This is a genomic window from Streptomyces sp. NPDC049687 (assembly GCF_044465285.1).
Lineage (GTDB): Bacteria > Actinomycetota > Actinomycetes > Streptomycetales > Streptomycetaceae > Streptomyces.
Genome location: NZ_JBITLN010000002.1, coordinates 53,643 through 78,099 on the forward strand (window position 1 = coordinate 53,643; position 24,457 = coordinate 78,099).

The window sequence follows — 24,457 nt, forward strand, 5'->3', positions numbered from 1 at the left end:
ACTCAGGACGCTAGGAGCGGGAACGCTGCAACACCGCTGCATGCCGTGGGACCTGCGCAAACACCGCCGACTCGGCGTCCAGCGCGCGGGCCCGCGCGGCGGCCGCGGCGCGCTGCGGCGACCCGCCGGGCAGCGTTCGGGCCAGCGCCGTCCACGCTCCGAGGTCCCCGGCGCCCCATGGCGCCTCGACCCAGCGGCGCAGCAGTCCGGCGTCCCCGCCGCCGAGAACGGCCCCGCGCACCTGTTGTTCCAGGGAGCGGCGTTGCTCCACGACGGCAGGTGCCTCGGAGCGCGGGAGCAGGGGGCCTCGGTAGCGGGCGAGCGCCTCGCCGATCCGGCCGTCGGCCAGCAGCCGGGACACGTCGCCGAAGTCCGTCCGCACGGGGCGCAGCAGCGCGTACGGGCGGGAGCCGAGCAGGTCCGGTCCCAGCACGGCGCGCAGCCTCGTCATCTCGGCGCGCAGCGTCGAGGCGGGCACCTCGTGGTCCGAGAGGTCCACGGCGAGCCGGTCCCCGGTCACGCCCCGGCCGGCCAGGGCGAGCGCCAGCACGATCTCGCTGTGCCGGGGACTGAGGTGACACACCCGGTCCGCGTACTCCAGGAGGGCGCTGTCCCGGCCCAGCGCCCACAGGCGCACGTCGGCCGAAGGCGGTACGCGGTCACGGCGCACCCGCCCGTCCGGCCCGAGGAGGGGCACCGACGGCAGACGGGCGAGCTGTGCCTCGGCCGCCAGCGCGGCGGCCCGTACCGCGGCCAGGGCCGGAGGGGTGGCGATGGTGGCGCCGCCGGACAGGTCGACCACGCCCAGCACCCGCCCGGTGGCGGGGTCGCGCACCGGTGCGGCGGCGCAGGACCAGGCGTGCACGGCGGCGCTGTAGTGCTCACCCGTCACGATCTGCACGGGACGGGCCAACTCCAGTGCGGTGCCCGGGGCGTTGGTGCCGGCCTGCCGCTCCGACCAGACGGCGCCCTCGACGAAGCGCATGTGCTCGGCCCGCTCCATGGCCCCGGTGTCCCCCTCTACCCAGAGCAGGACTCCGTCGGCGTCGCCGACCGCGAAGACGTGTCCGTCGTCGGCGGCACCGGAGCCCAGCAGTTCACGGAACAGGGGCAGTACGGCCGCAAGGGGATGTGCTCGGCGATAGACGTTCAGCTCGTCGGACGTCCAGCGCAGCGGTGGCGGAGGGCTGCCGTCGGGACGTACGGCGCATGCCTCGCAACGCCGCCAGGACTCGGCGACGAAGCCGCGCACACCCCGCTCATGGCCGGAGGTGGTCACGAATCGCTCATGGGCGGCGCGCAGCGAGGAGACCGAGGCTGCGCCGGAAGCATCCATGGCACCTCCCACGAACCCACGTGCCGAACCGGTCGCATCAGCCTCGCCCCTGCGCCGGGGTGGGCCGCAGAGGCCGAAGGGCCCCAGTTCCGGGGACCGTCGGCCCCCGGCACGAGATCATGCGGGGCAGGGACAGCTTCGACTCACCTGCGATCCGCGCGAATCGGTCAGCCGGAGCCGGAACACACCGCCGTGCGGTCCGACTTCACGATGCTGCCGGACACCGTTCTCGGCACGCGCTCACGCAAGGCCGGCGCCGGCCACCCTGAGCACCTCGGCGAGCGGGCGCCGGGGCAGTGGCTGCACGAGCGCCGGATACCCGAGACGGAAGATCATCTGTGGGAAGGCCCCGCCGCTGAGTGTCTGCCGGATCCGCACCCTCAGGGAGGGGACTTCCAGCGGCTGGGTGTGGAAGGCGGCCATGACCCCGTGGTCGGCCGCTTCGAGCAGGATCCGCTGGAGGGCTTCGCCGGCCCGGAGCCAGGCTGCCGGGTCGTCGCGGTCCGTACTGAGGATCGCGACCGGTCCGGTGCGCGCGGGACGTCGCTGCGAAGGCGTGGGGAACATCCGGGTGAGGCCGGCGTAGTCGCGTCCGGGGAAGTCCGTGACGTCCGGGTGCGTCACGTCGGCGTCGGCCGGGATCCCGTCACACCGGGGTTCGCCGGGCCACCAGGTCCACCGCCGCTGTTCGGCGGCGTACTCCGGACGGGACCTGCGCACGTCCTCGGCGATCCTGACCAGCTCGGCCAGGTGCCGTCTGCCCGCCCGGTCGGTGAGGAAGTCCAGCGTGGCTCGCGCACGCCGGGCGTGTTCGCGCAGGTCGTCGGTCAGCGACGGGGGCAGCGGCTCCGCCAGGAAGGGGCCGTGTGCCGTGTGGCGGCGCCGCAGGGCCCCGAAGAGGCGCTCGTCCTCGGGTGTCGGAGGCTGGTAGGCGCCCCACGTCACCCGGGCGAGGAACGACGGGTCCGGCGGGCGTGGGAAGTGTTCGACGACCGGGTTGAAGCCCAGGTGCCGCATGGCGAGCCGGATGTTGAGCAGGGCGGCCCCGCAGCTGATGACCATTTCCCTGCCGGACGGGTCGTTCAGGGGCAGTCTCCGGGCGCCGTCCACGTGTACCTCGATGCCTCTGTCCTCGTCCTCGGCGACGAAGGTCCAGGGCTGCGTGTTGTACGGGGACGGAGCGGTGACGGCGGCTCGGGCCAGGTAGGCGGACGCGTGGCAGGGTGCTGCGCGGAGGTCGGACATCATCGGGAACAGCTCTCTCCGGCTTGGCCGGGGTCGGACGGGCCGTGGGGACCTGAGCCGTGTCTGTCGTGCGGGACCAGTGCGACCGGCCGGCGCACGTGGTGGAGCAGCGCGTGGGCCACCGGGCCGGTGTGCGAACCGACCGCGGCACGCCGCCGGCGACGGCCCACCACGAGCAGTCCGGCCCCGTCCGCGACACGTGCGAGGACATGGGCCGCCCGGCCCTCGTGGAGGTTCTCGCGGACGATCACGCCGGGGTACTTCGCGCGCCACGGTTCGAGCAGTTCCGTGAGGTCGCGCTCCGCCTCCTGCCTGATCCTCGTGCGCTCCTCGAGGCCTGGGAGCACGCTGGTGAGCGGCACTCCGTCGAACCGTCCAGACCGGCCACAACGGGCCTCGTCATGACCGTCACCTCCTTCGCTCGCTCCGCTACACGTGGGGGACGACGGCCACGGGGCAGCCGACGTGATGGATCGCGGCGTGGGTGACGGGCCCGGTGCGGGGGCCGACCGGGCGTTCGGCGAGGCGGTGCCCGACGACGAGAAGGCTCGCTCCGGTCGAGGCCCGCACCAGCGCGGTCGTGGGCTTTTCCTCGACCACGGTCGCCAGGACCTCCACGTCGGGGTACTTGTCCTGCCAGACCTGGAGCACGGCCTTGAGGAAGCCCAGCCACTCCTCGCCCTGCCAGGACTCCTGCACCAGTCCGATCTCTCCGGCTCCGACACCGACCGGGCCGGCCGCGCGCCAGGCGTGCACGGCGCGCAGTCGCGCGTGCCGGAGCCGGGCCGCTTCGAAGGCGAACTCGATGACCTCGTCGCAGGCTTCGTCGAGGTCGATGGCGAGCACGACGTCCCGGTAGCCGGTGTCCGTCGAGGCTTCCGCCTCGTCCGTCGGCAGGTGTTCGTCCGCGGCCTCCTCGTCCGCCCGGACGAGGACGACGGGGCGCGTGGCCTTCGCGACCACGCCGAGCGCGACGGACCCCACGAGGAATCCGGTGAAGCCGCTCAGCCCGCGGGAGCCCAGGACCAGCAGTTCGGCCTGGTCAGCCGCCTTCAGCAGGGCGGCCGTGGCCGGTCCCTCCATCTGCTCGTCGCCGAGACGGACGTCGGGGCACTCGGCGCGGACCCGTTCCTCCGCCTGCCGCAGCGCGCGCCGGGCCAGATGCCGCTGGGCGGCGCCCGCGATCTCACGCTCCTGCCCGCGCGGGCGCCAGTCCCAGGCGTGCACCAGGTGCAGCGGTCGGTTCCGCCGCTGCGCCTCGCGGGCCGCCCATGCGGCGGCGGCCAGGCTCTCGACGGATCCGTCGACTCCTGCGACAACGGGTCGAAGCATCTCGGCACCTCCCACGCTCGGTCTCTCGTCCACCATCAGCGTCCTGCCGCGGATCCGGCGGGGGCAGAGGCTGCCCGGTCCCCTCCCGGGGCCGTCCGGCCCCTCTCCCGGCAGGTCTGCGGCGGCACGCGAAGTGGGCCGGGGATCGCGTCCCCGGCCCACGAAGAATGTTCGCCGCGCTCGTCAGGAGTGCGCCGACAGCCGGTGGTCCCCCCGCTCCGGCCGGTACGGCGTCGGTGGCGGCGTGCTGTGTGCCCGGCGGCGCAGCAGCCGGACGGCGAGACCGTCGAAGGCCGCGGTGAGGACACATGTCAGCCCTGCCGCCAGCACGAGCAGTACCGCGAACCGCTCCCAGAACTCCGGTGTGAGACTCGTGCCCACTGTCCTCGCCCTCCCTGGTCGTGGTGGTTCTCCTGGTTGTCAGACAACTCCGTCGCAGCTCGGGGCGCATGAGCCGAGGGGGACGGACCTGGCTGGGCCGACCGGCCCCGCGGAGGGGACCGACAGCACCTGCCCCTCCGGTCCCGGCGGCCGGACGCTGGAGGCGTATCCAGCCCGCAGTCCGACGGAGGAGACCGGCGTCATGGTCCGTTACGTGTACGACTTCACAGAGGGCGGCCGTGACCAGGCCGACCTGCTCGGCGGCAAGGGCGCGAACCTGGCCGAGATGACCCGGCTGGGGCTGCCCGTCCCGCCGGGCTTCACCGTGACCACCGAGGCCTGCCGGGCCTTCCTCGCCACCGGGACCGAGCCGGACGGCCTGACCCATGAGATCACCGGGCACCTGACGGCCCTGGAGCAGGCCGCGGGCCGGCGGCTGGGGCAGCCCGACGACCCGCTGCTGCTGTCCGTCCGCTCCGGGGCCCGGTTCTCCATGCCCGGGATGATGGAGACGATCCTCGACATCGGACTCAACGACGACTCCGTGCTCGGTCTGGCGAAGGTCTCCGGAAACGAGCGCTTCGCCTGGGACTCCTACCGCCGCCTCGTGCAGATGTTCGGCAGCACGGTCATGGGTGTCGACGGCGCGCTCTTCGAGCACGCCATCGCCGACCTCAAGCGGACCCGGGGCGCGGTGAACGACCTGGGCCTCGACGCGGCGGACCTGGCCGGGCTCGTCGTGACGTACAAGGAACTGGTCCGACGGGAGACCGGCGAGGACTTCCCGCAGTCGCCGGACGAACAGCTGCGGCGGGCGGTCCTGGCCGTCTTCGAGTCCTGGAACGGCGAGCGTGCCCGGCTGTACCGCCGCCGTGAGCACATCGCCGACGACCTGGGCACCGCGGTCAACGTGCAGACCATGGTCTTCGGCAACCTCGGCGCCGACTCCGGGAGCGGAGTCGCCTTCACCCGCGACCCCGCCACGGGCCGGCCCGGACTGTACGGCGACTACCTGGCGAACGCGCAGGGCGAGGACGTCGTCGCGGGCATCCGCAACACCGTCCCGCTGACCGCCCTGGAGGAGCTGGATCCGGTGTCGTACGGGCAACTGCGCGCCCACATGCGGGTGCTGGAGTCCCACTACCGGGATCTGTGCGACATCGAGTTCACCATCGAGCGCGGCCGGCTGTGGATGCTGCAGACCCGGGTGGGCAAGCGCACCGCCGAGGCCGCGTTCGCCATCGCCGCGGAGCTCGCCGACGAGGAGCTCATCAGCCCCGACGAGGGCCTGGCCCGGGTCAGTGGGGAGGGCCTCGCCCGGCTGATGTTCCCCCGGTTCGACACCTCTGCCGTCGGTGAGGCGCTCGCGCACGGCCTCCCGGCCTCACCGGGTGCGGCGGTGGGCGCGGCGGTGTTCGACTCGGCCGAGGCGGTCCGCCGGGCCGCGGCGGGCGAGAAGGTCGTTCTCGTGCGTCAGGAGACCACCCCCGACGACCTGCCCGGCATGATCGCCGCGCAGGCGGTGCTGACCAGCCGCGGCGGCAAGACCAGCCACGCGGCCGTGGTCGCCCGTGGCATGGGCAGGGTGTGCGTGTGCGGTGCCGAGGAGATCACCGTGGACGCCGAAGCCCGTCGCTTCACCGTGGGCGGCACGACCGTCGAGGAAGGCACGGTCATCTCCGTCGACGGGTCCCGGGGCGCCGTGTACGCGGGCGCCGCTCCGCTGGTCGACTCCGCCGTGATGCGGTACTTCGAGACGGGCCGGCGCTCGGCCGGCCTGGTGGAGTCCGTGGCCCGCGCCATGGAACGGGCCGACGGCGCACGGCGGCTGGAGGTGCGGGCGAACGCCGACACCCCCGAGGACGCCGCCCGCGCCCGGCGGTTCGGGGCGCAGGGCGTCGGTCTGTGCCGCACCGAGCACATGTTCCTCGGCGAGCGTCGCAAGCTGGTCGAGGCGATGATCCTGGCCCGCGACGAGAGCGGGCGCGAGAAGGCGCTGGGCGCGTTGCTGCCGCTCCAGCGGGAGGACTTCACCGGCATCCTGGCGGCGATGGACGGCCTGCCGGTCACCATCCGGCTCATCGACCCGCCCCTGCACGAGTTCCTGCCCGACCGCACCGAACTCGCCGTGCGCATCGCCGCCGCCGAGGCCCGGGGCGCCGTGCCCGACCCGCACGACATCGAGCTGCTCGAGGCCGTCAGCCGCATGCACGAGGAGAACCCGATGCTCGGGCTGCGCGGCGTGCGGCTGGGTCTGGTCGTGCCGGGACTGGTCGCCATGCAGGTGCGGGCGATCGCCGAGGCGGTCGTGGAACGCATCAGGGCCGGGGGCTCCCCGAAAGCGGAGATCATGGTGCCGCTGGTGGGTGCCGTCGAGGAACTGCGCATCGAACGCGAAGAGGTGGAGCGCGTCCTCGCCGAGGTCTCCGAGGAGTCAGGCGTCCCCGTGCACTGCCCGGTCGGCACCATGATCGAGCTGCCCCGGGCCGCGCTCACGGCCGGCCGGATCGCCGAGGAGGCGGAGTTCTTCTCCTTCGGCACCAACGACCTCACCCAGACCACCTGGGGCTTCTCCCGCGACGACGTCGAGGCGGCCTTCTTCTCCGCCTACCTCGACAAGGGCATCTTCGCCACCTCCCCCTTCGAGACCCTCGACCGCGACGGAGTGGGCCGACTGGTCCGCATCGCCGTCGACGAGGGCCGCGCCACGCGCCCCGACCTGAAGATCGGCGTCTGCGGCGAGCACGGCGGTGATCCCGATTCCGTCCATTTCTTCCACGCGGCGGGGTTGGACTACGTCTCCTGCTCGCCGTTCCGGGTCCCGGTCGCACGTCTGGAGGCCGGACGGGCCGCGCTCCCCGAAGCGGGGACGAGTGACAGCAGGTGAGAAGGAGGTGGGTCGCATGGCCCGCATCGTCGGTGAGGTGATGACCCGTGAGGTCGTCGAGGCTCACAGAGAGACGCCGTTCAAGGACGTCGTACGGCTGCTGGACCGGCATCGGATCAGCGGACTGCCCGTCGTCGACGACGACGACAAGGTCGTCGGAGTGATCTCCGAAACCGATCTGATCCGCCATCAGGCGGCCCGGTCCCCGCGCGGCCGGGCCCGTTGGTTCGGGATGCGCCCGCCGGGCCGCTCCTCCCGTCGCACCGATGCCGTCGCCCGCGCCGTCACGGCGCGGGAGCTGATGTCGACGCCCGCGATCACCGTGCATCCGGAGCAGCGGATCGCGGACGCCGCACGCGTGATGGAACGTCACGGCGTCGAACGCCTTCCGGTCGTGGACGAGGAGGACCGGCTGATCGGCATCGCCACCCGGCGCGATCTGCTGCGTGTCTTCCTGCGCACGGACGACGAGATCCGTCATGAGGTCGGCGACGACGTGCTGCCCCGCGCCCTGGGCCGGTCGGCCCACGGCGTGGCCGTCGCCGTTCAGGACGGCATGGTCACGCTGGAAGGAGCCGTGCAGCGGCGAAGCGACATCCCGCTCGCGATCCGGCTGACGTATCGGGTGGACGGGGTGGTCGGCGTCGTCAACAGCCTGACCTTCCGCGTCGACGACACCCACCACCCTTCCGAGCAGTCTCCGGTCTCCGGTCTCCGGCGCGACTAGGGCGTGTTGTGAAAGTAGCGTCGTCCGCCCGGAGGGCGGGCCCGGCGGTGCCTGGCAGGCGGGACTTTCACAACACGCCCTAGAGGTGCTTCGAAAGTCCCGTGGGTGCTACCGGGCTTTCGAAAAACACCCCTGAGTGTGACCCGCAGCAGGCCGGGGTCACCCGGCCCGGCGGCCCCTGGGCCGGTCAGCCCTTCGAAGGGACCAACGGGACCTGGGCCGGCCCAGCTCTGACGGGAGACGCTGCTGATGGAAGCGGCACCGGACCCCGTCCCCCGCAGTGCCGCTTCCTCCCCGCGCCGCCACCCGAGCGGCGCCCCTCTCAGACGACGGAGGCTCGCCCCCATGACCCGCCACGACGACCGCACCGCGACCACCGACCCCGCCGGCGCGCCGTCCGACATCGCCATCGCGGTGGACCGCCTGGTGACGAACGGGCTCAAGGCGCTCGCCGACTACGAGGCGCTCGATCAGGACCAGGTCGACCACATCGTGAAGAAGGCCTCGGTCGCCGCCCTGGACCAGCACACCGAACTGGCCTTGCTCGCGGTGGAGGAGACCGGGCGCGGTGTCTTCGAGGACAAGGCGGCCAAGAACATGTTCGCCTGCGAGTACGTCACCCACAGCATGGGCCCGATGAAGACCGTCGGCGTCATCGCGCACGACGACATCGACGACATGACCGAGGTGGCCGAGCCCGTCGGCGTGGTGTGCGCGGTCACCCCGGTCACCAACCCGACCTCCACCACGGTCTTCAAGGCGCTGATGGCGCTGAAGACCCGCAACCCGGTCGTGTTCGCCTTCCACCCCTCCGCCCAGCGCTGCAGCGCGCAGGCGGCCCGCATCGTGCGTGACGCCGCGGTCGCGGCGGGTGCGCCGGAGCACTGTGTGCAGTGGATCGAGACCCCCTCCGTCGAGGCGACCGGCGCCCTGATGCGCCACCCGGGTGTCTCCCTGATCCTCGCCACCGGCGGCAACGCCATGGTGAAGGCGGCCTACTCGGCCGGCAAGCCCGCCCTGGGCGTGGGCGCCGGCAACGTCCCCGCCTATGTCCACCGCAGCGCCGACATCCGGCGGGCCGTCAACGACCTGGTGCTGTCGAAGTCGTTCGACAACGGCATGATCTGCGCCTCCGAACAGGCCGTCGTCCTGGACGAGGAGATCTACGACGCCGTCCTCGCCGAATTCCGCACCCTGCACGCCCACCTGGCCACCGCCGAGGAGAAGGCGAAGCTGGAGACGTTCCTGTTCCCCGTCGGCGCGGCCGGCGCCGGCTGCGAGCCCAAGGTCAACGCCGCGGCGGTGGGGCAGAGTCCGGCGTGGATCGCCGAGCAGGCCGGGTTCTCCGTACCGAAGGACACCTCGCTCATCCTGGTCGAGGCCGACCGGGTCGGCCCGCAGGAGCCGCTCACCCGCGAGAAGCTCTGCCCGGTCCTCGCCGTCCTGCGGGCCGGCTCCGAGGAGGAGGGCTTCGACCTGGCCGCCGACATGGTCGCCTTCCACGGACAGGGCCACAGCGCCGTCATCCACACCGAGGACATGGAGCTCGCGGAGGCGTACGGCCGGCGCATCAAGACCGTACGCATCATCGTCAACGCCCCGTCCTCGCAGGGTGCCATCGGCGGCATCTACAACAGCCTGCTGCCGTCGCTGACGCTGGGCTGCGGCTCCTGGGGCAGCACGTCGGTGTCCAACAACGTCTCCGCAGCGCAGCTGCTCAACGTCAAGCGGGTCTCGGTGCGCCGCAACAACCTACAGTGGTTCAAGGTCCCGCCGAAGATCTACTTCGAGCCGCAGGCCATCCGCTACCTCGCCTCCATGCCGGACGTCCACCGCGTCACGATCGTCACCGACGCGACGATGACCCGCCTCGGGCTCGTCGACCGGGTCGAGCGGGTGCTGCGGCGGCGCCGGGAGCCGGTCACCGTCCAGGTCATCGACAACGTCGAGCCCGAGCCCAGCATCGACTCCGTCCGGCGCGGCGCCCGTCTCATGGGCGACTTCCGGCCGGACACGATCATCGCTCTGGGCGGCGGCTCCCCCATGGACGCGGCCAAGGTGATGTGGCTGCTGTACGAGCAGCAGGCCGAGGGCAAGGACGTCGACTTCGCCGACATGCGGCACAAGTTCTCCGACATCCGCAAGCGGGCCTTCCGCTTCCCCGTCCTCGGCAAGCTCGCCCGTCTCGTGTGCGTCCCCACGACCTCGGGCACGGGCGCCGAGGTGACCCCGTTCGCCGTCATCTCCGACCCCGCCACCGGCAAGAAGTACCCGCTGGCCGACTACGCGCTCACCCCCAGCGTGGCCATCGTCGACCCGCTGCTCACCACCGCGCTGCCCCGCGCGCTGGCCGCCGACAGCGGCTTCGACGCCCTCACCCACGCCATCGAGGCCTATGTGTCCGTCTACGCCAACGACTTCACCGACGGCCTGGCCCTGCACGCGATCCGGCTGATCTTCGACAACATCGAGGCGGCGGTCAACGACCGCGCGGCCCGGCCCCGGGCGCAGGAGAAGATGCACAACGCCGGCACCATCGCGGGCATGGCCTTCGGCAACGCCTTCCTCGGCATCGTCCACGCCATGTCCCACACCCTCGGCGCCACCTTCCACATCGCCCACGGCCGCACCAACGCCGTGCTGCTGCCGCACGTCATCCGCTACAACGGCACCGTCCCCACCAAGCTCACCGGCTGGCCCAAGTACGAGAACTACCGCGCCCCCGAACGCTTCCAGGACATCGCCCGCACGCTCGGCCTGCCCGCCGCCACGCCCGACGAGGGCGTCGAGTCGCTCGCCTCGGCGGTGGAGCGGCTCCGCGACGCCGTGGGCATCGAACCCACGTTCCAGGCCCTCGGCGTCGAGGAGCGCGCCTTCCTCGACGCCCTGCCGCAGCAGGCCCTCAACGCCTTCGAGGACCAGTGCGCGCCCGCCAACCCGCGGATGCCCCTGCTCGACGACATGCGGGAACTCATGCGGACCGCCTACTACGGCCGGGGCGCCGCCGTACCGGCGAACTGACGGACCCCGCCCTCCCCCTCAACCCTCATTCCTCCCAGGAGGTTCCATGCTGTCCGCGGAATCCGCCACCCTCGTACGGGCCACGCTGCCCGCCGTGGCCGGAGCGCTCGACGAGATCACCACCCGCTTCTACGCCACGATGTTCCACGAGCGGCCGGAACTGCTCGACGGGATGTTCAACCGCGGCAACCAGGCCAGCGGGGCCCAGCGCCGCGCTCTGGCCGGCTCGATCGCCGGGTTCGCCGGCGCGCTGCTGGAGAACCCCGGCGCGCGGCCGGACGCGCTGCTGTCCCGGATCGCCCACAAGCACGCCGCCGTCGGCGTCACCGACGACCAGTACACGATCGTGCACAAGTACCTGTTCGGCGCGATCGCCGAGGTCCTCGGCGACGCCGTCACCCCGGAGGTGGCGGCCGCCTGGGACGAGGTCTACTGGCTGATGGCCGGAGCCCTGATCAGCCGGGAGGCCCTGCTCTACCAGGACGCGGGGGTTCAGCCGGGCGGGATCTGGCGGCCCTGGACGGTCGTGGAACGCCGTACGGAGACCCCCGACGTCGTGTCCTTCCTGCTCCGCCCCGCGGACGGCGGACGCACCCCGCGGGCCCGCGCGGGCCAGTACGTGAGCGTCCGGGTGCGCATGGCGGACGGGGCGCACCAACTGCGCCAGTACAGCCTGTCCTCGGACCCCGGCGGAGAGCTGCGGCGGATCACCGTGAAGCGGGTGACGGGGGACGCCGGCGAGCCGGACGGCGAGGTCTCCACCCTGCTGCACGACACCGTCCGTGAAGGGGATGAGCTGCTCCTGTCGGCGCCGTTCGGTGATGTCTTCCTCGACGATCCGGTGGATGCCACCACCCCCGTCGTGCTGGTGTCGGCGGGGATCGGCTGCACGCCCATGACCGGCATCCTGGCCCATCTGGCCGCTCTCCGTTCGGTCCGCCGGGTGCTGGTCCTGCACGCCGACCGCTCCCCCGCCGACCACGCCCTGCGCGCCGAGACCCACGAGCTCGTCGGCCGACTGCCGGGCGCCCGGGCCGTCTTCTGGTACGAGCACCCGGGTCCGGAGGAACCCGGCGCCCGCACCGGCCTGATGGACCTGAGCGCGACCGGACTCCCCGACGACGCCACGGTGTTCCTGTGCGGCCCGCTCCCCTTCATGCGGGACGTCCGCGCGCAGCTCCTGAACTCCGGTGTTCCCGCACGCCGCATCCGCTACGAGGTCTTCGGCCCCGACCTGTGGCTGCCCGACACCGCGACCGCGGCCTGAGCCGCACCCAGCATCCAGCCGTTCCGGAGGAGGAACCCAGCATGACCACCGACAGCACCCGGCCGACGCCCCTTGTGCGACTGCGCTGCGACGGCGCCGTGGACGAGGAGACCCTGGCATACGCCCGGGCGAAGATCGACGCCGTTGTGAGCCGGCCCGGCCTGCCCGCCGTGACCGGCGAGGTGCACCTCGTGCGAGCGGCCGCCCACCACGCCGGCCATCCGTGGTCGGCCACGGCCGACCTGCGCATCGGCGGTCGTCAGGTGGTCGCGGTGGCCGAGGAGGCGACGGGCACGGAGGTCGTCGACCGGCTCCAGGACAGGCTGCGCCGCCAGACCGACAGGGCCGCCCAGGGCCGGGACGACGGGCGCCGGACGACGGCTCCTCCGTGGCGTGGCGGGAGCGGGCAGTCGCGTCCCACCGCAAGCCCGGAGGACTTGCGCACGGCCTGATGGCGCAGGACGGCGGGGCCCGGTGACGCCCCCACCCACCGGGCCCCGCCTCGGGGGCCGTCCGGGCCCACCCGGTGACCAACGGCCCACTGACGAGACCGCCCGATGGCGGGAACCGTGGGACGCGCGGTTCCCGATCGACGGGCGAGCAGGAGGAGTTGTGTGATGGCGAAGGCATATCTGGTGGGCAGCGGGATCGCGGCACTGGCCGCGGCGACGTTCCTGATCCGCGACGGCGGTTTCGAGGGATCCGACATCCACCTCTTCGAGGAACAGCGGACCCTCGGCGGCAGCCTGGACGCGGGTGGCACGCCGGACACCGGCTACACGATGCGCGGCGGGCGGATGTTCGAGGCCGAGTTCCGCTGCACGTACGACCTGCTGTCCGGCATCCCCACCCTGGACGATCCCGCCGTCACCGTGACCGAGGAGATCCTCACCGGCCACGAGGAGTTCGCCTGGGACGACATCGCCCGGCTCGTCGACGGGGACGGCAAGATCGTCGAGACCACGTCGATGGGGTTCTCCGAACGCGACCGGCTGGAGTTGGTCCGCTGCCTGGCCACCCCCGAGGGGCATCTGGACGGCAAGCGGATCACCGACTGCTTCGGCGAGCACTTCTTCACCACCCCCTTCTGGTTCATGTGGTGCACCACGTTCGCCTTCCAGCCCTGGCACAGCGCCATCGAATTCCGCCGCTACCTGCGGCGCTTCGTCCACTTGTTCCCCGAGTTCGCGTCCATGTCGGGCATCCACCGGACGCGCTACAACCAGTACGACTCCATCGTGCGGCCCCTGACGGCCTGGCTCGACGAGCGCGGTGTCACCGTCCACACCGGTTGCCGTGTCACCGACCTCGGGTTCGCCCCGGGCATCCGCAGCGGCACCGTGGAGACCCTCCACCTGAGCCGGAACGGCCGCGACGAGAAGATCGCCGTCGCGCCCGAGGACCTGGTCATCGTCACCAACGGCTCCATGACCGACGCCTCCAGCCTCGGCTCGCACACCTCCGCGCCGCCGCCGGCCCCCGGCCGCTCGGACGCCTGGCTGCTGTGGCACCGGCTGGCCCGTGGCCGTGAGAACTTCGGCAACCCGGCCGTCTTCGACAAACGGGTCAAGGAGTCCCGCTGGGAGTCGTTCACGGTCACCACGAAGGGCCCCGCGTTCCTGGAGGCGCTGGAGGAGTTCAGCGGCCGTCCGGCCGGCAAGGGCGGTCTGATGACCTTCACCGAGTCCAACTGGCTGCTCACCATCGTCGCCAACCGTCAGCCCGTGTACCGCGGTCAGCCCGAGGATGTCGCGGTCTGGTGGGGCTACGGGCTCTTCCCCGGCCGCGCCGGCAACCACACGCCCAAGCCGATGACGATGTGCAGCGGCCGGGAGATCCTCGAAGAGGTCCTGCACCACCTGCCGTTCGACGAGCGGACGGCGGCGCGGATCCTGGAGACCTCCACCGTCGTGCCCTGCGTGATGCCGTACATCACCAGCCAGTTCCTGGCGCGCCGCCGCGACGACCGGCCCAAGGTCGTCCCGGAAGGATCGGTCAACCTCGCCTTCGTCGGGCAGTTCGCCGAAGTGCCCGACGACGTCGTCTTCACCGTCGAGTACTCCGTACGCACCGCCTGGACGGCGGTGGCCCAGCTCCTGAAGCTGGAAAACCGGCCTCCGGAGGTCTACAAGGGCCACCACGACCCCCACGTACTGGCCGCCGCCCTGGAGACCATGCACCGCCGGTAGGCCTCCTGGGGAACGTCCGGCCGCCTCGCCCGGGACCATCGGCACTGGTGGGAAGGGTGGGTCCGCCGTGACAGTGAACACAGGAGCGGCACCGATCCCCCGCGGTGCCGCTCCGCTTCGCTCTGCCCGGGGTCTCCCCGGGGGGTTCAGGACGGCAGGTGAAGGCCGTACAGGCTGCGTCCGCCGACGAGTTCGCGGCCGGTGACCAGGTCCGGGGCGACGCGTAGGAAGGCCTCCTGCGGTGCCGGCGCCCAGGAACGCGGCCCGGTCCGCAGCAGCCGCGCGTGCTCGGCGGGGTCCGTCACCAGGGCGGCCGCTCCCGTGACCACGACGCTCCAGCCGGAGTGGGCGGCGGCGTCGACCTCGTCGGCCTCGAAGGCGACCACCGCTCCGTCGACCGCGCTCACCAGGTCCGAGGAGGCCGAGGTGCGCACCAGCACCGCGCCGTCGCGGTCCAGGACGAAGTTGACCGGCAGGACGGCGGGCAGCGCCCACCGCGTGTACACGATGCGCCCCACCGGCACCTCGGCCAGCAGGCGCAGGCACTCCTGCCGGTCGAGTTCACGGAATCCGTCGTTGGCGTCCATCTGCCTTCTCGTCTCTCACCTGACCAGCGGTCTGTCCGTTACCGCTCCATCCTCAGGCGGCGAGGACGCCCACGGCCAGGGACCATCGGTCCCCGGCTTCCCGAGAACGGCCCGGCCTCCCGTCGGCAGGGCGCCGGGCGGGTCCCGCGGTGTCCTGGGCTGAACGGCCCATCCCGGGGCTGTGCCTGGTCCCGAGCGGCCCTGTGCCGGCGCCTGATCGGCCCATGCCGCGGCACGGCCACGGCTGTCACCTTCGGAGGTGTCACCACGACGACGAGAAGGAGGTGCCCACCGATGGCCGGCACGTACGGGAAGAAACGGTTGTGGCGGTGGCGCGACAACCCGCTGCGCCGACGCGACGACATCATCGAAGCCTGGATCGTACTGGCCGTGTGGACGGTCCTCACCGCGGGCGGCGCCGCCGCCGGACTGGTGACCGCTCATGCCGCGAACGAGGTGTTCGCAGGTCAGCGGGATGAACGGGAGCCCGTCCGAGCCGTGCTCCTGGACGACGTTCCGTTCGCCGCCACCGCGGCCGGCGGAACCGATCTCCGGACGGCGACGGTGCGCTGGGAGGCGTCGGACGGGTCGACCCGCACGAGCCGGACCCTGGTGGACTCCGGTCTCGAGGCCGGATCCGAGGTCACGGTCTGGCAGGACGGTCAGGGCCGCCTCACCGCCGCGCCGCCGGGGTCCACGGAGGCGGCGGTCGAGTCGGGCGTCCTGGGCGCCGCGGCCGCCACTGCCCTGTCCGGCCTGGTGCTCGGTGCCGGAAAGGCCGCCCGGTGGCGGCTCGACCGGCGCCGCGTCGACGAGTGGGGCAGCGAATGGGACCTGGTGGGGCCCCGCTGGGGTCACCAGAACAGCTGACAGCACGACGGATGCGGGGCTCCGGGCCGGAGAGCGGCCCGGAGCCCCGCACGCCCCTTCCTATCCTTGCGCCAGCGCATCGGCGACGCCCTTCGCCCATGCCTCGATCGCGCCGAAGTCCCGGAAGTCGCCGCCCTTTCCCGAGCGGAGGATCATCCCGGCCACCCACCCCTTCGCGCCGTCCCGCAGACATCCGCCGAAGGTGACGTGGTCCCGGACGTCCAGTCGGGTCATGGCCTGCTGCACTCCGCGCACGGGCGGGATGTCCCGCTCGGAGGCGGAGGGGTCGAGCGGTCCGCTGCTGAAGAACCACACCGGCCGCTGCGCGAGGAGGACGCGGTGCCGGCGGACGAACCGCCGCGCGTCCTTGTGCCAGCGCCCCGCGTAGAGCCCGCCGCCGACCACGACGGCGTCGTACGGCGCCACGCTCGTCACCGACCGGGCCGGCAGTACCTGGACGGTCAGCCCGCCCTCGCGCAGGACACCGGCGACGCTCTCGGCGATCTCGGCCGTGGATCCGTTGGTCGTTCCGTAGGTGACCAACACGGTGCCGGTCATGGTGGTCCGCCTCCTTTCACAGTCGGCGCAGCCAGTCGTCGGCCACGCCGTGCATCGCCCGGGCCTGTCCCTCGGCCCGCAGGCGCGCGTCGTCCAGCCGGTAGGTGAGGTTGCCGACGACGTCGACCACGCCGTCGACCCGGCGGGTCATCGACATGGCGAGCTCGGTGTCGCTCTTGCGTTCCATGTGTCCGGTGAGGGTGACCACGCCCTCCGTCACGGAGACCTCGACGCTGCGCGGCGGCAGCCACAGCGCGCGCACCAGGACCTCCTCGATCACCTCGTCGCGGATCTCCTTGTCGGGCCGCAGAAAGACCTGCAGGAGGTCGCGGCGGGTGACGATCCCGACGAGCCGGTCCTCCTCGTCGAGGACGGGGAGCCGTTCCACGTGCCGCCGGGCCATGGTGCGGGCGGCCTGGACGATGGTGTCGTCGGCGTGCACGGTGACGGCCGGTGCGGTCATGAGCCGGCCGGCGGTGCGGGCCTTGCCCTTCGCCGCCCGGCGCTTGGCGCCGGGCGTCAGTTCGGCGAGCCTCACGCGCTGCTTCGGTTCGTACGGGTCGGCAGTGGTCGCCTGGTGCATCATCAGGTCCGTCTCGGACAGGACGCCGATGACCTTGTCGTCCTCGTCCACCACCGGCAGCCCGCTGATCCGGTGGGTCGCGAGCAGTCGGGCGACCTCCTTGAACGGTGTGCCGTATGCGGCGCGGACGACGTCCGTGGTCATCACGGAGCCGACCTTGTTGTGTCTCATAGCGGTTCCTCCTCAGCGCAGCCGGCGCAGATACGGGTCCTGGGGGCGGCGCGGCAGCAGGCGTATCCGCGCGTCGAGCACGGTGACGCCGCCCGGGGTCGCCAGGACGGGGTTGAAGTCGGCCTCGGCCAGTTGCGGCAGGTCCGCCGCCATCCGGGACAGCCGCTGCAGCAGCTGTTCCAGTTCCCCGAGGTCGACGGGGGTGCTTCCGTTCGCGCCCAGCAGCAGCGGGGCGCACCGCGGCGAGGTGATCAGTTCGTGGACGTCGCGGTCGGTGAGCGGGGCGAGACGGGCCGCGTGGTCCGCCAGCACCTCGGTGGCTGTGCCGCCGAGCCCGAACAGGACGAGCGGGCCGAAGACCTCGTCCTGGACGACACCCGCGAAGAGTTCGGTGCCGCGGGCCGCGAGGGGTTGCAGGACCACTCCGGTCATGAGTCCGGCGAAGCGGGTCTCCAGGTCGCGGAAGGCGGCCCGGACCTGGGAGTCGCCGCGCAGGTCCAGGTGGACGGCCCGCTGCTGGGACTTGTGCACCAGCCCGGGCCAGTGGGCCTTCATGACGACCCGGCCGTCGAAGCCGCGCAGCCGGTCGGCGGCGCGCACGGCCTCGTCCTCCGTCTCGGCCCAGGCCCAGGGGATCTGCGGAACGGTGTAGCAGGCCAGCAGCTCGGCGCAGGTACGCGGGTCCAGCCAGCCGCCGTCGGGGTGGGCGGCGAGGTACTCCTCGACGACCGTGCGGGCCCGCCCGGTCTCGAGGTCGTCGAGAGCGGGGACGGCACCGGCGGGCCGGGCGAGCCAGACGGCACGCTGGGCGGCGTGGGCGAGCGCGCGGGCCGCCGCCTGCGGTTCGGCGTACGAGGGGATCGTGCCGCCGTCGGCGGCGGGCAGCAGCCGGACGGGCAGGTCCTGCTCGAGGCGTACGGCGATCACGGGCCGCGCCCGCCGTGCGGGAGCGCCGGTGAGGGCGCGCACCAGGTCGTCACCGGTGGCCGCGGCGACCGCCGTGGGCACGAGGGCCACGATGACGGCGTCGACGCCGGCGCACCGGGTCAGCCGGTCGACGCACTCCGTCAGCTGCTCCTCCGACACGGCGGCGGTGGCGTCGATCGGGTTGCCGATCGCGGCGCCGTCCGGCAGCACGGCGAGCAGTGCGTCGGTCATCGCCGGGGTGAAGGGCGGAAGCGACACTCCCGCCTCCGCACAGGCGTCGGCGGTGAGCACCCCGGCCCCGCCCGCGTTGGTGACGATCGCGACGCGGCTGCCTGCCGGCAGCGGCTGGGAGTGGAAGAGGGCGGCCGTCTCGAGGAGCTCGCCGACCGAGCGGGTCGCGGTGATTCCGGCCTGGGTGAACAGCGCGCCGCGGGTCACGGTGCGGGTGGCGGCGGCCGCGGTGTGGGAGGCGGCGGCCTTGCGGCCCGCGTCGGTACGGCCGGCGTCGACGGTCAGCACCGGGATGCGGCGTGTCACGCGCCGGGCGGTGCGGGAGAAGGCGCGCGGGTTGCCGAAGGACTCCAGGTGCAGCAGGGCGAGCTCGGTGCGGCCGTCGCTCTCCCACCACTGGAGCATGTCGTTGCCGCTGACGTCGTACTTGTCGCCGAGGGAGACGAAGGACGAGACGCCGATGCCCAGCCGGGACAGTCCGTCGAGCAGCGCGATGCCGACCCCGCCGGACTGCACGGCGACTCCGGCCGTCCCCGGGCGGGGATGTCCGGCGGCGAAGGTCGCGTCGAGGCTCAGCTCGGGGTCGGTGTGGGAGACGCCGAGGCAGTTGGGGCCGACGAGGCGCATGCCGTAGGTGCGGCACGCGGTCAGCAGGGTCCGCGCCTGGGTGTGGTCGAGGCCGGCGGTGACGACGACGAGGGCGCGCACCCCCGCCCTGCCGCATTCCTCGGCGACGGCGGGTACGGCGGCGGCCGGTACGGCCACGATCACCAGGTCGGGCGTCCTGGGCAGGGCGGCGACCGACGGGTAGGACGGCACGCCGAGCACGGAGGTGACCTTGGGGTTGACGGCGAAGAGGCGCCGGGTGAAGCCGCCGGTGCGCAGGTGGTGCAGTACGGCCCGGCCGACGGATCCGGGCGTGCGCCCGGCGCCGACCACGGCGACCGCGGACGGCCGCAGCAGGGGCAGCAGACTGGCCACGTCGGCGGCCCGGCCCCGGGCCTCGACGGCCGACAGGTAGGCGTCGTCCGGGTCCAGGTGGATCGTGCAGCGGACCTCGGGCCCCTCGAAGCGGCGGGAGGTGCGCAGGCCGAGGTCGGTGAAGAGGCGGAGCACCTCGTGGTTCTCGCTGAGCGCGTCGGCCGTGAAGGTGGTGATGCCCTCGGCGCGCGCCGCCGAGACCAGGTGCTCGACGAGCAGGGTGCCGACGCCCCGGTGGTGAAGACCGTCGGCGACGGCGATGGAGATCTCCGCGCCGTCCCCCTCTCCGCCGGTGTCGTACTCGGCGAGACCGATCGCCCGGCCGTCCACCTCGGCCAGCAGGGCCCGGTAGCCCGGACGGGCGGGGGCGCAGGCCCGGTCGGCGGCCAGGGCGGCCGAGCGCCGGCTCGCCGAGAAGAACCGCAGCCGGAGGTTCTCCGGCGACATCTCCTCGTAGAACCCCTGCAGCTGTTCGTGGTCGCCGGGCAGCGCGGGGCGTATGCACACGGTGGTGCCGTCCGCGAGCAGGGCGTGGACCGTGGGCCGGTCGAGCAGGTCGTCCGTCATCGCAGGTCTCCTCCATGCTTTCGCTACTTGGATCGTCCGGCGGAGCGGCGGAGGAACCCATGGGCTGTACGGGGGCCGCCCCGGGGCCGGTCGGCCCTCCCGCGCTGCCGGTCGGCCCCCGCTTCCGCCGTAGGGCGCCCACCCCCACTCGTTGCCGTCGGGCTCCGTTCCCTGGGAGTGGGGACGGTCAGGCGTTCCACGTCCAGTCGGCGACCTCGGGAAGGTCGGTGCCGTACTCACGGATCCAGGCCTGGTGCCGCGTGCGGGCGTCGGCCATCCGCTGGCGTACGGCGGCGGCGCGCACGGCGAGCCCGGGGACGCGGTCGATGACGTCCATGACCAGGCGGTAGCGGTCGAGGTCGTTGCGGACGACCATGTCGAACGGCGTGGTCGTGGTGCCGGACTCCTTGTAGCCGCGCACGTGCAGGTTCTTGTGGCCGGTGCGGCGGTAGGCGAGGCGGTGGATGAGCCACGGGTAGCCGTGATAGGCGAAGATCACCGGTTTGTCGGTGGTGAACAGGCCGTCGTACTCGTAGTCGCTCATGCCGTGCGGGTGTTCCTCGCGCGGCAGCAGCCGGGTCATGTCGACCACGTTGACGACGCGAACGGCGAGGTCCGGGAGGGTCCCGTGCAGCAGCTGGGCGGCGGCCAGCACCTCCTGGGTGGGCACGTCACCGGCGCAGGCGAGCACGACGTCGGGTTCGCGGCTGCCGTTCTCGGTGCCGGCCCACTCCCAGATCCCGGCGCCGCGGGCGCAGTGGACGCGGGCCTGGTCGATGGACAGCCAGTCGAAGCAGGGCTGTTTGCCGGCCACGACGACGTTGACGTGGTCGCGGCTGCGCAGGGCGTGGTCCGCCACCGACAGCAGGGTGTTGGCGTCCGGCGGCAGATAGACGCGGACGACCTCGGGGCTCTTGTTGAGGACGTGGTCGACGAAGCCGGGGTCCTGGTGGGAGAAGCCGTTGTGGTCCTGGCGCCAGACGTGCGAGGTGAGCAGGTAGTTCAGGGAGGCGATCGGCGCCCGCCACGGCAACTCCCGTGAGGTCTTCAGCCACTTGATGTGCTGGTTGACCATCGAGTCGACGATGTGCACGAACGCCTCGTAGCAGGAGAACAGTCCGTGCCGGCCCGTCAGCAGATAGCCCTCCAGCCAGCCCTGGCAGGTGTGCTCCGACAGGATCTCCAGCACCCGGCCGTGCTGCTCGAGGTGTTCGTCGACCGGCAGATGAGTGGCCTGCCAGGCCTTGCCGCTGACGTCGAGGACGGCCTGGAGGCGGTTGGAGGCGGTCTCGTCGGGGCCGACGAGGCGGAAGTCCCGGCGCCCGCCGGTGTCCTTCATGACCCGGGCCAGCAGATCGCCGAGGACGCGGGTGGGCTCGTGCAGGGTCGCTCCCGGCTTGTCGACGGGTACGGCGAACTCCTCCAGCGGTGCGATGGGCAGCTCGCGCACCAGGAGGCCACCGTTGGCGTGCGGGGTGGCGCCGAGCCGCCGGGCGCCGTCGGGGACACAGGCGAGGACGTCGGCCAGGGGACGCCCGTCGGGGCCGAAGAGCTCCCGGGGCCGGTAGGAGCGCAGCCATGCCTCCAGCTGGCGGAGGTGGTCGGGGTTCTCGCGGACACCGGCCAGCGGGACCTGGTGGGCGCGCCAGGTGCCCTCGACGGGTTCGCCGTCCACTTCGGCGGGGCCGGTCCAGCCCTTGGGGGTGCGCAGTACGATCACCGGCCAGTGCACGCGCTCGGTGACGCCGCCCTCGCGGGCGGTCTGCTGCATCACGGCGATGCGGTCCAGCGCGTCGTCCATCGCCGCCGCCATGGCCCGGTGCACCCGGAGGGGATCGTCGCCGGTCACATGGATCGGCTCATGGCCGTATCCCCGCAGGAGTTCGTCGAGTTCGCTCTCCGGGAGCCGGGAGAGCACCGTCGGGTTGGAGATCTTGTAGCCGTTGAGATGGAGGATGGGCAGGACGGCGCCGTCGTGCACGGGGTCGAGGAACTTGTTGGAGTGCCAGGAGGCGGCCAGCGGGCCGGTCTCCGCCTCGCCGTCGCCGATCACGCAGGCGACCAGCAGACCGGGGTTGTCGAACGCGGCGCCGTAGGCGTGCGAGAGGGAGTAGCCGAGCTCGCCGCCCTCGTGGATGGAGCCGGGCGTCTCGGGGGCGACATGGCTGGGGACGCCGCCGGGGAAGGAGAACTGCTTGAACAGCCGGGCCATGCCGGCCGCGTCCCGGGTGACGTCGGGACAGGTCTCGGTGTACGAGCCCTCCAGCCAGGAGTTGGCCAGGATGGACGGTCCTCCGTGACCCGGCCCCCAGACGCACAGCGCGTCGAGTCCCCGTGCCTTGATCACCCGGTTGAGGTGGGTGTACACGAGGTTGAGGCCGGGCGAGGTGCCCCAGTGGCCGAGCAGCCTCGGCTTGATGTGCTCCGGCTTCAGGGGCTCGGTCAGCAGCGGGTTGGACATCAGGTAGATCTGTCCGGCGGCCAGATAGTTGGCGGCCCGCCAGTGCGCGTCCAGGGCGCGCAGTTCGTCGTCGGTCAGTACGGTCGCGTTCTGGTGTTCGACCTTGGACATGGGGTGAGACTCCGGAAGTCGTCGGCGCGGAGGGCATCGGGCGGCCCAGGGCGGTCGGGGCGGTGCCTGGCACCCCTCACTCTCGTGCCGTGCGCCGGCCGGCGCCGGATGCCGAAGGTCCGCGGCCACCGGGCCGAACGGCCCCGCCGGCGGGGGCCGTTGGCCTCGCCCGGGGACATCGGGCAGGGAGCCGCCGACGGGTCGGGGTCCTGCTGTCCCGGCGGCGCGGCGAGGGGTGAAGGGCTCGGTCAGTCGTGTGGCACCACGGCGACCGGTGCGGAGGCGTGCTGCAGGACCGCGTGCGTCACCGGGCCGATGTGTCCGCCGATCGCCGCACGGCGCGTCTTCCGGCCGACGACGACCAGCGCCGCGTCCCGCGAGGCGTGCGCGAGATGACGGCCGGCCCCGCCGATCACGGACTGCTCCCGCACCTCCGCCCCGGGGAACTTGTCCCGCCAGGGCCGCAGGACCTCGGCCAGTCCGTTCCGTGCCTCCTGCGCCAACTCCTCGTTGAGCCCCGCGTCCAGGGCGGCGCCGTAGCCGTAGACGGCCGCCGGGTTCCAGCCGTGGACCACCCGCAGGCCGGCCCCGCGCCGCCGGGCGGCCTCGAACGCGAACGCGATGACGGCGTCGCCCGGGTTCTCCAGGTCGAGCCCCAGCACGACGTCGCGGTAGGGAGTGCTGGTCGATCCGGCGCCCGCGGCGTCCGGCAGGTGCTCGTCCTCGGCGCGCTCACCGCCGCGTACGAGGACGACGGGCAGCTCGGCCCGTGCGACGACGCCGAGAGCGACGGAGCCGACCAGGAATCCGGCGACCGTGCCGAGGCCCCGGGACCCCAGGACCAGCAGGTCGGTGTCCCCGGCAGCGGTCAGCAGGGCCGCGACGGCCGGTTCCTCGGCCTGCCGAGTGGTGATCTTCAGGCCGGGGTGGCGCTCCGCGAGCCGGGTCTCCGTCTCGCTCAACAGGTGTGCCGCCCAGGTGCGCTGCACCTCCGTCGTGTCCGGCGCCGGAACGCCGCCGAGCGGCGCGAACACGGGGTACAGCGGTTCCTGCGCGTGCACGAGGCACAGGAGCGCCTCGCGTTGCGCCGCTTCGCGGGCGGCCCAGTCCGCGGCGGCGATGCTCTCGGGGGAGCCGTCGAGACCGACGGTGATGGCGGGCATGTGAACCTCTTTCGGGGATGCGCCGCTCGGTCCCTGATGGCCGCGGACGGCGAAGGGGGCGGCGGCGACGGTGATGGCCTGGTCGGTGGTGAAGGCGCGGGAACCGGGAGACCGGTACGCCGTACGCGGCTACAGCGCTCGCAGCCCGTGGCCCCGGAACTGCTCCCGCACCCGTCGCACGAGGTCCCGGTCGGGTACGGGGGTGTCACGCAGCGGGAAGGGGATGCCGAGGGCGTCGTACTTGTGGGCGCCGAGCTTGTGGAACGGCAGGATGTCGACGCGCTCGACGTTTGTCAGCTCCGCGAGGAAGGCACCCAGTCCGTCCACGGCGGCCTCGTCGTCGGTCCAGCCGGGAACGAGGACGTAGCGGATCCAGACGGGTACGCCGAGCCGGTCCAGGCGGGTGGCGAAGCTGAGGGTGGGGGCGAGTTCGCCGCCGGTCAGTTTGCGGTAGGTGCCGATGTCGAAGGACTTGATGTCGAGCAGGACCAGGTCGGTGTCGGCGAGGAGTTCGTCGGTGGCGCGTGCGCCGAGGAAGCCGGAGGTGTCGAGCGCGGTGTGCAGTCCGGCCTCCTTGCAACGGCGCAGTACGGCGGCGGTGAAGCCGGACTGGAGCAGGGGCTCGCCGCCCGTGATGGTCACCCCGCCCCCGGCGGTGGTGACGAAGGCCCGGTACTTCTCGATCTCCGCCATCACGTCGTCCACCGTCGCCTCCCGGCCGTCCCGCATGTGCCAGGTGTCGGGGTTGGCGCAGTACAGGCAGCGCAACGGGCAGCCGCTGACGAAGAGGACGAACCGGGTCCCGGGACCGTCCACGCCGGTGGACAGGTCCCAGGAGTGGATCCGGCCGGTCGTCATGGTC

At 72.7% G+C, this 24,457-nt stretch carries 19 protein-coding genes; 7 read left to right on the top strand and 12 right to left on the bottom strand.

Translation table 11 applies throughout. From position 1 onward, the window contains the following. Positions 1–10: 10 nt before the first annotated feature. The 5 genes from ACIBVL_RS05530 to ACIBVL_RS05550 all read right to left on the bottom strand — a co-directional run bounded on the left by ACIBVL_RS05530 (position 11) and on the right by ACIBVL_RS05550 (position 4,294). On the bottom strand, positions 11–1,336 hold the full coding sequence (locus ACIBVL_RS05530; RefSeq protein ID WP_399092253.1) for a GAF domain-containing protein: 1,326 nt from the start codon (positions 1,334–1,336) through the stop codon (positions 11–13). Between the two features lie 240 nt (positions 1,337–1,576). Further along, positions 1,577–2,584, bottom strand: a complete 1,008-nt coding sequence (locus ACIBVL_RS05535; protein ID WP_399092256.1) for an Acg family FMN-binding oxidoreductase — start codon at positions 2,582–2,584, stop codon at positions 1,577–1,579. Next, positions 2,581–2,928, bottom strand: coding sequence for a universal stress protein (locus tag ACIBVL_RS05540; protein WP_399092259.1), 348 nt, complete (start codon positions 2,926–2,928; stop codon positions 2,581–2,583). Before ACIBVL_RS05540 ends, ACIBVL_RS05535 begins: the two co-directional genes overlap by 4 nt. A gap of 82 nt (positions 2,929–3,010) precedes the next feature. Further along, on the bottom strand, positions 3,011–3,913 hold the full coding sequence (locus tag ACIBVL_RS05545; RefSeq protein ID WP_399092262.1) for a universal stress protein: 903 nt from the start codon (positions 3,911–3,913) through the stop codon (positions 3,011–3,013). A gap of 183 nt (positions 3,914–4,096) precedes the next feature. Then, complete coding sequence (locus tag ACIBVL_RS05550; RefSeq protein ID WP_399092265.1) at positions 4,097–4,294, bottom strand: hypothetical protein; 198 nt, start codon at positions 4,292–4,294, stop codon at positions 4,097–4,099. Positions 4,295–4,496: 202 nt separating this feature from the next. Between ACIBVL_RS05550 and ppdK the strand changes: the two genes are divergently transcribed. The 6 genes from ppdK (at position 4,497) to ACIBVL_RS05580 (ending at position 14,385) form a co-directional block, all read left to right on the top strand. Beyond that, entirely contained in the window at positions 4,497–7,181 is a 2,685-nt protein-coding gene (gene ppdK / locus ACIBVL_RS05555; RefSeq protein WP_399092268.1) for a pyruvate, phosphate dikinase, read from the top strand. A gap of 16 nt (positions 7,182–7,197) precedes the next feature. Further along, on the top strand, positions 7,198–7,908 hold the full coding sequence (locus tag ACIBVL_RS05560) for a CBS domain-containing protein (RefSeq protein WP_399092271.1): 711 nt from the start codon (positions 7,198–7,200) through the stop codon (positions 7,906–7,908). A gap of 345 nt (positions 7,909–8,253) precedes the next feature. Further along, positions 8,254–10,929, top strand: a complete 2,676-nt coding sequence (gene adhE / locus ACIBVL_RS05565) for a bifunctional acetaldehyde-CoA/alcohol dehydrogenase (protein ID WP_399092274.1) — start codon at positions 8,254–8,256, stop codon at positions 10,927–10,929. A 46-nt stretch (positions 10,930–10,975) separates the two neighbouring features. Next, positions 10,976–12,196 (top strand): globin domain-containing protein, encoded by a 1,221-nt coding sequence (locus ACIBVL_RS05570; protein WP_399092277.1) that lies wholly within the window; start codon positions 10,976–10,978, stop codon positions 12,194–12,196. A 41-nt stretch (positions 12,197–12,237) separates the two neighbouring features. Next, a complete protein-coding gene (locus ACIBVL_RS05575) occupies positions 12,238–12,648 on the top strand; it encodes a hypothetical protein (protein WP_399092280.1) in 411 nt (136 codons plus the stop codon). A 165-nt stretch (positions 12,649–12,813) separates the two neighbouring features. Further along, the gene (locus ACIBVL_RS05580; protein ID WP_399092283.1) at positions 12,814–14,385 is read left to right on the top strand and encodes an oleate hydratase; all 1,572 of its coding nucleotides are present in this window, start codon (positions 12,814–12,816) and stop codon (positions 14,383–14,385) included. A gap of 146 nt (positions 14,386–14,531) precedes the next feature. Here the strand turns inward: ACIBVL_RS05580 and ACIBVL_RS05585 are convergent, their stop codons facing one another. Further along, complete coding sequence (locus ACIBVL_RS05585; protein WP_399092286.1) at positions 14,532–14,972, bottom strand: pyridoxamine 5'-phosphate oxidase family protein; 441 nt, start codon at positions 14,970–14,972, stop codon at positions 14,532–14,534. A gap of 294 nt (positions 14,973–15,266) precedes the next feature. On the opposite strand from ACIBVL_RS05585, the gene ACIBVL_RS05590 reads away from it, so the two are divergent. Further along, positions 15,267–15,842, top strand: a complete 576-nt coding sequence (locus ACIBVL_RS05590; protein ID WP_399092289.1) for a hypothetical protein — start codon at positions 15,267–15,269, stop codon at positions 15,840–15,842. 60 nt (positions 15,843–15,902) lie between these two features. Here the strand turns inward: ACIBVL_RS05590 and ACIBVL_RS05595 are convergent, their stop codons facing one another. The 6 genes from ACIBVL_RS05595 to pflA form a co-directional block, all read right to left on the bottom strand. Then, positions 15,903–16,400 carry a flavodoxin domain-containing protein gene (locus tag ACIBVL_RS05595; protein WP_399092292.1) on the bottom strand — a complete coding sequence of 166 codons (498 nt, stop codon included), beginning with the start codon at positions 16,398–16,400 and terminating at the stop codon, positions 15,903–15,905. 16 nt (positions 16,401–16,416) lie between these two features. Further along, complete coding sequence (locus ACIBVL_RS05600; RefSeq protein ID WP_399092295.1) at positions 16,417–17,154, bottom strand: CBS domain-containing protein; 738 nt, start codon at positions 17,152–17,154, stop codon at positions 16,417–16,419. Between the two features lie 12 nt (positions 17,155–17,166). Further along, a complete protein-coding gene (locus ACIBVL_RS05605) occupies positions 17,167–19,860 on the bottom strand; it encodes a GNAT family N-acetyltransferase (RefSeq protein ID WP_399092298.1) in 2,694 nt (897 codons plus the stop codon). A 187-nt stretch (positions 19,861–20,047) separates the two neighbouring features. Next, positions 20,048–22,432 (bottom strand): phosphoketolase, encoded by a 2,385-nt coding sequence (locus ACIBVL_RS05610; RefSeq protein ID WP_399092301.1) that lies wholly within the window; start codon positions 22,430–22,432, stop codon positions 20,048–20,050. 248 nt (positions 22,433–22,680) lie between these two features. Beyond that, positions 22,681–23,595, bottom strand: a complete 915-nt coding sequence (locus ACIBVL_RS05615; protein WP_399092304.1) for a universal stress protein — start codon at positions 23,593–23,595, stop codon at positions 22,681–22,683. A gap of 129 nt (positions 23,596–23,724) precedes the next feature. Continuing rightward, a complete protein-coding gene (pflA, locus tag ACIBVL_RS05620) occupies positions 23,725–24,453 on the bottom strand; it encodes a pyruvate formate-lyase-activating protein (protein ID WP_399094755.1) in 729 nt (242 codons plus the stop codon). Between the last annotated feature and the right edge of the window lie 4 nt (positions 24,454–24,457).

Excerpts from the sequence above, each read along its gene's own strand:
- ACIBVL_RS05605 (WP_399092298.1), bottom strand. The coding sequence starts at position 19,860 with ATGACGGACGACCTGCTCGACCGGCCCACGGTCCACGCCCTGCTCGCG.
- ppdK (WP_399092268.1), top strand. The coding sequence starts at position 4,497 with ATGGTCCGTTACGTGTACGACTTCACAGAGGGCGGCCGTGACCAGGCC.
- ACIBVL_RS05600 (WP_399092295.1), bottom strand. The coding sequence starts at position 17,154 with ATGAGACACAACAAGGTCGGCTCCGTGATGACCACGGACGTCGTCCGC.
- ACIBVL_RS05590 (WP_399092289.1), top strand. The coding sequence starts at position 15,267 with ATGGCCGGCACGTACGGGAAGAAACGGTTGTGGCGGTGGCGCGACAAC.
- pflA (WP_399094755.1), bottom strand. The coding sequence starts at position 24,453 with ATGACGACCGGCCGGATCCACTCCTGGGACCTGTCCACCGGCGTGGAC.
- ACIBVL_RS05575 (WP_399092280.1), top strand. The coding sequence starts at position 12,238 with ATGACCACCGACAGCACCCGGCCGACGCCCCTTGTGCGACTGCGCTGC.
- ACIBVL_RS05610 (WP_399092301.1), bottom strand. The coding sequence starts at position 22,432 with ATGTCCAAGGTCGAACACCAGAACGCGACCGTACTGACCGACGACGAA.
- ACIBVL_RS05585 (WP_399092286.1), bottom strand. The coding sequence starts at position 14,972 with ATGGACGCCAACGACGGATTCCGTGAACTCGACCGGCAGGAGTGCCTG.
- ACIBVL_RS05560 (WP_399092271.1), top strand. The coding sequence starts at position 7,198 with ATGGCCCGCATCGTCGGTGAGGTGATGACCCGTGAGGTCGTCGAGGCT.
- ACIBVL_RS05595 (WP_399092292.1), bottom strand. The coding sequence starts at position 16,400 with ATGACCGGCACCGTGTTGGTCACCTACGGAACGACCAACGGATCCACG.
- ACIBVL_RS05545 (WP_399092262.1), bottom strand. The coding sequence starts at position 3,913 with ATGCTTCGACCCGTTGTCGCAGGAGTCGACGGATCCGTCGAGAGCCTG.
- ACIBVL_RS05615 (WP_399092304.1), bottom strand. The coding sequence starts at position 23,595 with ATGCCCGCCATCACCGTCGGTCTCGACGGCTCCCCCGAGAGCATCGCC.
- ACIBVL_RS05530 (WP_399092253.1), bottom strand. The coding sequence starts at position 1,336 with ATGGATGCTTCCGGCGCAGCCTCGGTCTCCTCGCTGCGCGCCGCCCAT.
- ACIBVL_RS05570 (WP_399092277.1), top strand. The coding sequence starts at position 10,976 with ATGCTGTCCGCGGAATCCGCCACCCTCGTACGGGCCACGCTGCCCGCC.
- adhE (WP_399092274.1), top strand. The coding sequence starts at position 8,254 with ATGACCCGCCACGACGACCGCACCGCGACCACCGACCCCGCCGGCGCG.
- ACIBVL_RS05580 (WP_399092283.1), top strand. The coding sequence starts at position 12,814 with ATGGCGAAGGCATATCTGGTGGGCAGCGGGATCGCGGCACTGGCCGCG.
- ACIBVL_RS05535 (WP_399092256.1), bottom strand. The coding sequence starts at position 2,584 with ATGATGTCCGACCTCCGCGCAGCACCCTGCCACGCGTCCGCCTACCTG.